Here is a 7,584-nt window from a genome sequence, read left to right on the forward strand (position 1 = left end):
AAAAGGGCCGCCTGGTGATCTTCGCCGCCGGCGTCGGCAGCCCGTTCTTCACCACCGACTCGGGCGCGGCCCTGCGCGCGATCGAAATCGGCGCGGACCTGCTGCTGAAGGCGACCAAGGTCGACGGCGTCTACGACAAGGACCCCAACAAGTACAGTGATGCGGTCCGCTTCGACAGCCTGACCTACGACGAAGTGATCCGTCGCGGCCTGGAAGTGATGGACACCGCCGCCTTTGCCCTGGCACGCGACAGCGACCTGCCGCTGCGCGTGTTCGACATGGGCCAGCCGGGCGAACTGCTGAAGATCCTGCACGGCGAAAACATCGGTACGCTGGTCAAGGGCCGCGACCAGGCTGCCTGAACGAGGCACGCGCCGCTCCCCCGTGGAGCGGCCGCTGGCGGCGTCGATAAGGCGGCCAGACCCCTTATTCGCCTATAATCGCCCGATTACCGGTTAGATCCAGGATTCGGGCGATGCTCAACGAAATCAAGCAGGACGCGCAGACGCGCATGGCAAAGAGCATCGATGCTCTGAAGCACACCCTCACCTCCATCCGCACCGGCCGTGCGTCCCCGGCCCTGCTGGACCGTATCACCGTCAAGGCCTACGGCACCGACACCCCCCTGAACCAGGTGGCCTCGATCAGCGTCTCCGAAGGCCACTCGCTGGTCATCACCCTGTTCGACAAGGGCATGATCAAGGACGTCGAGAAGGCGATCTACGCCTCCGACCTCGGCCTGACCCCGAACGTGGCCGGCACCGTCATCCGCCTGAACTTGCCGCCGCCGACCGAAGAGCGCCGCAAGGAGCTGGGCAAGCAGGTGCAGAAGGAAGGCGAAGGCGCCAAGATCGCCATCCGCAACATCCGCCAGGACGCCAACAAGGCGATCGCCGCGCTGATCAAGGACAAGGCGATCAGCGAAGACGACAAGAAGCGCGGCGAAGACGACATCCAGAAGCTGACCGACAAGTCCATCAAGGATGTCGATAGCGTCGTGGCCGAGAAAGAAAAGGAACTGATGGCGGTCTGAGCCCCATGTCCCAGGCCCCGACCACCAGCACCCCCGCGCCGATCCCGCGCCACGTTGCCATCATCATGGATGGCAACGGGCGCTGGGCGCAGAAGCGACGCCGTCCGCGCGTGATCGGCCATCGTGCCGGCGCGCGGGCGGTCAACCGCACCATCGATTTCTGCCTGGAGCGTGGCGTCGCCGCGCTGACCCTGTTCGCCTTTTCCAGTGAAAACTGGGGCCGGCCGCAGGAGGAAGTCGATGCGCTGATGAAACTGTTCCTCAATGCCCTCGACCGCGAAGTGGACGAGCTGCATCGGCGTGGCGTGCGCGTGCGCTTCATCGGCGAACGCGAGCGCTTTGGCGCCGGGCTGGTCAGCCGCATGCAGCTGGCCGAACAACGCACCGCCGACAACCGCGCGATGACCCTGAGCATTGCCGCCAGCTACGGCGGCCGCCAGGACATCGCCCGCGCCGCGCGCGAACTGGCCGCCGAGGTTGCCGCCGGCCGACTGCTGCCCGAACAGATCGACGAAGCGATGCTGTCCAGCCGGGTCGCCCTGGCCGACCTGCCACCGCCGGACCTGTTCATCCGCACCGGCGGCGATACCCGTATCAGCAATTTCCTGCTGTGGCAGCTGGCCTACACCGAACTGTGGTTCACCGACGTGCTGTGGCCCGAGTTCGACGCCGCCGTCCTGCAGCAGGCGCTCGACGCCTACGCCGCACGTGAGCGCCGCTTCGGCCTGACCAGCGCCCAGATCGCCGCCCTGGCCACCGAGAGCTCCACCCCATGACCAAAACCCGAGTCATCGCCGCGCTGATCATGGCGCCGGTCGCCATCCTCGCCATCCTCATGCTGCCTACCCAGTGGCTGGCCGCCGCCGCCGCCGCCGTGTTCCTGATCGGGCTGTGGGAATGGCTGAAGCTGGCCGACGTGGACGACACCCTCGCCCGCACCGTGCTGCTGGTCCTGAACCTGCTGCTGATGGTGCTGATGGTGTGGGCCGGCGACGGCTCGCTGGTGCTGTACCAGATCGCGGCGCTGGTCGGCATCGGCTGGTGGCTGATGGCCCTGCTGTGGCTGCGTTTCTTCACCTTCGGGGCCAGCCCGAGCAGCCCGGCGCGTGCGCTCAAGCTGCTGGCCGGAACCCTGGCGATCGTCCCGGCGTGGGCCTCGCTGGTGCTCATCCATGCCACCGGCGAGAACGGCCATCTGTGGCTGCTGACCGCGCTGGCGGTGGTGTGGGCCGCCGATTCAGGTGCCTACTTCGCCGGCCGCACCTTCGGCCGCACCAAGCTGGCGCCCCGGATCAGCCCCAACAAGACCTGGGAAGGCCTGGGCGGCGGCATGGTCGCCGGCCTGATCGTGGCGCTGGGCTTCGGCTGGCTCGCCGGTGTCGACAGCGGCCACGTGGTCGGCCTGATCGTCACCGCCGTGGTCACCGTGTTCGCCTCGGTGCTGGGCGACCTGTACGAGAGCCTGATCAAGCGCCACGCCGGCGCCAAGGACTCGGGCCACATCATTCCCGGCCACGGCGGCGTGCTGGACCGCATCGACGGCGTCCTTGCCGCGCTGCCGGTGTTCGCGCTGGGCAAGGAAATTTTCGGATTCTGATCATGGATGCTGTCAACCGCCCCCGCCGGGTCGCCGTGTTCGGCGCCACCGGCTCGATCGGCGCATCCGCGCTGGATGTGATCGCGCGCCATCCGGACCGCTACCAGGTCACCGTCCTGGCCGCCGGCCGCCAGGTGCAGGCGCTGGTCGCGCTGTGCGCCGCGCATCGGCCCGCGCATGCGGTGATCGCCGACGAAGTGCTGTTCGCCGCGCTGCGCGATGGCCTGCGCGACGCCGGCCTGGCCACCCAGGCCCATGCCGGCGCGGCCGCGCTGGATGCGCTGGCTGCCAGCGACCAGTGCGACACCCTGGTGGCGGCGATCGTGGGCGCGGCGGGACTGTCCTCAACCCTGGCCGCAGCCGCGGCCGGCAAACGCATCCTGCTGGCCAACAAGGAATCGCTGGTGCTGGCCGGCGAACTGCTGATGCGCCAGGCCGCCGCCGGCGGCGCCGAAATCATCCCGATCGACAGCGAACACAGCGCGATCTTCCAGTGCCTGCGTTCGCGCGATGCCAGCCTCGAGGGCGCCGGTGTACGCCGGATCCTGCTGACCGCCTCGGGCGGTCCGTTCCGTGGCCGCAGCCGCGCGCAGCTGGCCGAGGTCACCCCGGCGCAGGCCGTGGCCCACCCGAAGTGGTCGATGGGCCCGAAGATCTCGGTCGATTCGGCGACGTTGATGAACAAGGGCCTGGAAGTCATCGAGGCCCACCACCTGTTCAACGTCCCCGGCGCGCGCATCGAGGTGCTGGTGCATCCGCAGAGCCTGGTGCACTCGCTGGTCGAGTTCATCGACGGCTCCACCCTGGCCCAGCTGGGCCTGCCCGACATGCGCACCACCCTGGCCGTGGGCCTGGGCTGGCCGCAGCGGATCGACTCGGGCGTCGGCGGACTGGACCTGCTGACCCAGGGCCGGCTCGATTTCGAGGCGCCCGACAATGACGCTTTTCCCTGTCTGGGCCTGGCCTGGCAGGCGATGGCCGCCGGCGGCACGGCGCCGGCCATCCTCAATGCCGCCAATGAAGTGGCGGTTTCAGCGTTTCTTCAGGGTCAGGTCGCTTTCCTTGCCATTCCGGCGCTGGTGGCTAACGCTCTTTCAACACTGTCGGTCGAGTCCGCCGATACACTTGAGGTCCTGCTGGCCGCCGACCAGCGTGCCCGCCTGATCACCCAGACCGCCATCGACCACGCCTGAATGCCCTTCCCGCCGTCCTCCAGCACTGTTCACCATGGGTGAGTTCATCGGATCTGTCTGGTGGATGATCGTCAGCCTTGGCGTGCTGGTGACGTTTCACGAGTTCGGCCATTACTGGGTGGCCCGCCGCTGCGGGGTGAAGGTGCTGCGCTTCTCGGTCGGCTTCGGCCGACCGCTGTGGATGCGCCGCAACCGCGACGGCACCGAGTTCGCGATCGCCGCGATTCCGCTCGGCGGCTACGTGAAGATGCTCGACGAGCGCGAGGTCGAGGTACACCCGCACGAGCGCGGCCTGGCCTTCAACCACAAGACCGTCTGGCAACGCATCGCCATCGTCGCCGCCGGCCCGATCGCCAACCTGCTGCTGTGCATCGCCCTGCTCTGGGCGATGTTCGTGCTCGGCCGCCAGGACTATTCAGCCACCATCGGCCGCACCACCGGCATGGCCCAGGCCGCCGGGCTGCAGGCCGGCGACCGCGTGCTGAGCGTGGATGGCCGCGCGGTGGCCACCGCCGGTGAAGCCAGCATGGCCCTCACCACCGCCGCCATGGACCGCCACGACGCCCGCGTCGAGGTGCTCGACAGCCTGGACCAGACCCGTACTCGCAGCCTGCCGCTGTCGCAGCTGCCGACCGGCTTCAACGAGCGCCAGGTGCTGTCGCTGGCCGGCGTGGGCTGGCTGTCCTCGCTGCAACCGGCGCAGGTGGACAAGGTCCTGCCCGATTCCGCCGCGCAGGGCGTGGTGATGCCCGGCGACCTGATCGTGGCCATCGACGGCCAGCGCATCGACGGGGCCGACCAGGTGCCGGCGCAGATCCGTGCGCTGGGCCAGCGCGGCGGCCCCGGCATGATCGAAGTCCAGCGCGGCGGCGAACGCCTGGCCCTGGAGCTGACCCCACGCCAGGGCAAGGACGCACAGGGCGCGCCGGTCTGGCAGATCGGGATCGGCTTTGCCCAGCCCAGCGCCCCGGTCTATGACGCCAAGCTGCAGTATGGTCCGCTGGCCGCGGTACCGGTGGCGCTGCGCGAAACGGCGCGGATGGCCGGCGACTCGCTGGGCATGATGCGCCGCATCGTGACCGGCAACGCCTCACTGCAGAACATTTCCGGCCCGGTCACCATTGCCCGGGTGGCCAATGTCTCGGCCCAGCGCGGGGCGGACTGGTTCCTGTATTTCCTGGCCCTGCTGTCGCTGAGCCTGTGCATCATCAACCTGTTGCCCATCCCCATCTTGGACGGCGGGCACCTGCTGTATTACCTTATTGAGTTGGTCAAGGGCAGCCCGCTTAGCGAGCGTGCCATGGCCGCCGGGCAGTATGTGGGCCTGGCGCTGCTGGCCGGGCTGATGGGACTGGCGTTCTACAACGACATCCTCAGCCTGCCGCTGCGATGAACTTTTTCCCTTTTGTCGTCGTCTTATGCGCCGGCATCCCGCAACATTGCATTCGACTCCAACCGGACGTGACATGACGCGACTCCCCAATCGCCGCCTGCTTGCCCTCGCACTCGCCGCCGGTTTCGGCGCGCCCGCCCTGGCCCAGGCAGCCGAGCCCTTCACCGTCAGCGACATCCGTGTCGATGGTCTGCAGCGCATCACCTCCGGTACCGTGTTCACCTACCTGCCGGTGGAACGTGGCGAGACGCTGACCGACAGCAAGGTCGGCGAGAGCATCCGTGCCCTGTACAAGACCGGCTTCTTCGAAGACGTCCAGATCGACCGCCAGGGCAACATCCTGGTCGTCACGGTCAAGGAACGCCCGGCGATCAACAAGTTGACCGTCACCGGCAACAAGGACATCAAGAGCGACCAGCTGCTCAAGGGTCTGAGCGACATCGGCCTGACCGAGGGCGGCACCTTCGACCGCTTGAGCCTGGACCGGGTGACCCAGGAACTTCGCCGCCAGTACAACGACCGTGGCAAGTACAACGTCGACATCACCCCGACGGTGAGCCCGCTGGACCGCAATCGCGTGGACATCACCATCGCGATCAAGGAAGGCAAGGCCGCCAAGATCCAGCACGTCAACCTGGTGGGCACCGAGAAGTTCGCCGCCAAGGACATCCTGGAAACCTGGGAATCCAAGGAGCACAACTGGGCCTCGTGGTACCGCCGCGATGACCAGTACTCCAAGGAAAAGCTGTCCGGCGACCTCGAAAAGCTGAACGGCTGGTACCTGGACCGCGGCTACGTGGACTTCAGCATCGACTCCACCCAGGTCTCGATCAGCCCCGACAAGCGCGACATGTTCATCACCGCCGGCGTGACCGAGGGTGAGCAGTACAAGATTTCCGACATCAAGGTCACCGGCGACACCATCCTGCCGCAGGCCGATGTCGAGCGCATGGTGATCCAGAAGTCCGGCGACACGTTCTCGCGCGCGCTGCTGGAGTTCAGCTCCGATGCGATCACCAATTCGCTGTCCAACATCGGTTACGCCTTCGCCAAGGTCAACCCGATCCCGACCAGCAACCGCGCCGAGCAGACCGTTGCGATCAACATGCAGGTCGTTCCCGGCCCGCGTGTGTCGGTGCGCCGCATCATCTTCAAGGGCAACACCCGCACCTCCGACGAAGTGCTCCGTCGTGAAATGCGCCAGTTCGAAAACAGCTGGTACTCGCAGGCGGCCATCGACCGTTCCAAGATCCGCTTGCAGCGTCTGGGTTACTTCGAGTCGGTCGACGTCGAAACGCCGCCGGTCACCGGCAGCAATGACCAGGTCGACGTGGTCTACAACGTCAAGGAAACCACCTCGGGCAGCTTCGTGTTCGGCCTGGGCTATTCGCAGTCCTACGGCATGACCACCTCGGTGCAGCTGTCGCAGAACAACTTCCTCGGCGGCGGCAACCGCGTGTCGGTGGAAGCGTCGCGCAGCAGCTACCTGCAGCGTTACGGCTTCAGCTACACCAACCCGTACTTCACCGATGACGGCGTCTCGCTGGGCTACAACCTGTCCTGGCGCGAGCTGGACTACTCCGACTTCAACACCGCGCAGTACAACAGCACCAACGGTGCCGCGCAGGTGGTGTTCGGCGTGCCGATCACCGAGAACGACACCGTCTCGCTGATGGTGGGCATCGACAGCAACCAGATCACGACGTACGAAGGCTCGACTCCGGCGTCGATCATCGATTACATCAACGCCGTCGGCCGCAAGACGTTCCACTCCTGGCGCAGCGAGCTGGGCTGGGCACGTGATACCCGCAACGACTACTTCATGCCCACCCGCGGTACCTACCAGCGTGTCGGCCTGGAAACCACCCTGCCCGGCTCGACCGTCGAGTACTACAAGCTGAACTACCAGTTCTCCAAGTACTGGCCGATCATCCCGTCGCTGGTCATCAACACCCGCGCTGAAATCGGCTACGGCGACAGCTATGGCAAGGACATGTCCGCCGTGGTCACCGAGCCGGACGGCACTACCCGCGTAGTGACCGCCTCGGGCCTGCCGTTCTTCGAGAACTTCTACGCCGGCGGTACCAACTCGGTGCGTGGCTTCGAAGACAACACCCTGGGCCCGCGCGAAGTGACCCGGGGCTACCCGAACGGCCAGCCGCTGGGTGGTTCGCTGAAGACCGTCGGCTCGGTGGAAGCGTACTTCCCGCGTCTGTTCGACAGCCCGTCGGCGCGCATCTCGGCCTTCGTCGACTTCGGTAACGTGTACAACGGCGTGGACAACTTCAAGGCCAACGAGCTGCGCGTGTCCACCGGTGTGGCCCTGCTGTGGCGCGCCCCGGTCGGTCCGATCTCGATCAGCTACGCC

7 protein-coding genes are annotated in these 7,584 nt (G+C 66.8%); all 7 read left to right on the top strand.

The window, feature by feature from the left end; genetic code table 11:
* A partial coding sequence (locus AC1DQP_RS13195) for an amino acid kinase family protein (RefSeq protein ID WP_478051762.1) occupies positions 1 to 362 on the top strand: 362 nt, incomplete at its 5' end.
* 113 nt (positions 363 to 475) lie between these two features.
* Positions 476 to 1,033, top strand: a complete 558-nt coding sequence (gene frr / locus AC1DQP_RS13200) for a ribosome recycling factor (RefSeq protein ID WP_256776804.1) — start codon at positions 476 to 478, stop codon at positions 1,031 to 1,033.
* Positions 1,034 to 1,038: 5 nt separating this feature from the next.
* Positions 1,039 to 1,809 (top strand): polyprenyl diphosphate synthase, encoded by a 771-nt coding sequence (gene uppS, locus AC1DQP_RS13205; RefSeq protein WP_478051763.1) that lies wholly within the window; start codon positions 1,039 to 1,041, stop codon positions 1,807 to 1,809.
* The gene (locus AC1DQP_RS13210; protein WP_256776806.1) at positions 1,806 to 2,630 is read left to right on the top strand and encodes a phosphatidate cytidylyltransferase; all 825 of its coding nucleotides are present in this window, start codon (positions 1,806 to 1,808) and stop codon (positions 2,628 to 2,630) included. Before uppS ends, AC1DQP_RS13210 begins: the two co-directional genes overlap by 4 nt.
* 2 nt (positions 2,631 to 2,632) lie before the next feature.
* The gene (gene dxr, locus AC1DQP_RS13215; RefSeq protein ID WP_457319097.1) at positions 2,633 to 3,823 is read left to right on the top strand and encodes a 1-deoxy-D-xylulose-5-phosphate reductoisomerase; all 1,191 of its coding nucleotides are present in this window, start codon (positions 2,633 to 2,635) and stop codon (positions 3,821 to 3,823) included.
* 34 nt (positions 3,824 to 3,857) lie between these two features.
* Entirely contained in the window at positions 3,858 to 5,216 is a 1,359-nt protein-coding gene (gene rseP / locus AC1DQP_RS13220; protein ID WP_478051764.1) for an RIP metalloprotease RseP, read from the top strand.
* 73 nt (positions 5,217 to 5,289) lie between these two features.
* Positions 5,290 to 7,584, top strand: a 2,295-nt coding sequence (gene bamA / locus AC1DQP_RS13225) for an outer membrane protein assembly factor BamA (protein ID WP_478051765.1), incomplete at its 3' end; no start/stop codon positions are given.

It is taken from the genome of Stenotrophomonas sp. P5_A8 (assembly GCF_056400545.1).

Excerpts from the sequence above, each read along its gene's own strand:
- rseP (WP_478051764.1), top strand. The coding sequence starts at position 3,858 with ATGGGTGAGTTCATCGGATCTGTCTGGTGGATGATCGTCAGCCTTGGC.
- AC1DQP_RS13210 (WP_256776806.1), top strand. The coding sequence starts at position 1,806 with ATGACCAAAACCCGAGTCATCGCCGCGCTGATCATGGCGCCGGTCGCC.
- frr (WP_256776804.1), top strand. The coding sequence starts at position 476 with ATGCTCAACGAAATCAAGCAGGACGCGCAGACGCGCATGGCAAAGAGC.
- dxr (WP_457319097.1), top strand. The coding sequence starts at position 2,633 with ATGGATGCTGTCAACCGCCCCCGCCGGGTCGCCGTGTTCGGCGCCACC.
- uppS (WP_478051763.1), top strand. The coding sequence starts at position 1,039 with ATGTCCCAGGCCCCGACCACCAGCACCCCCGCGCCGATCCCGCGCCAC.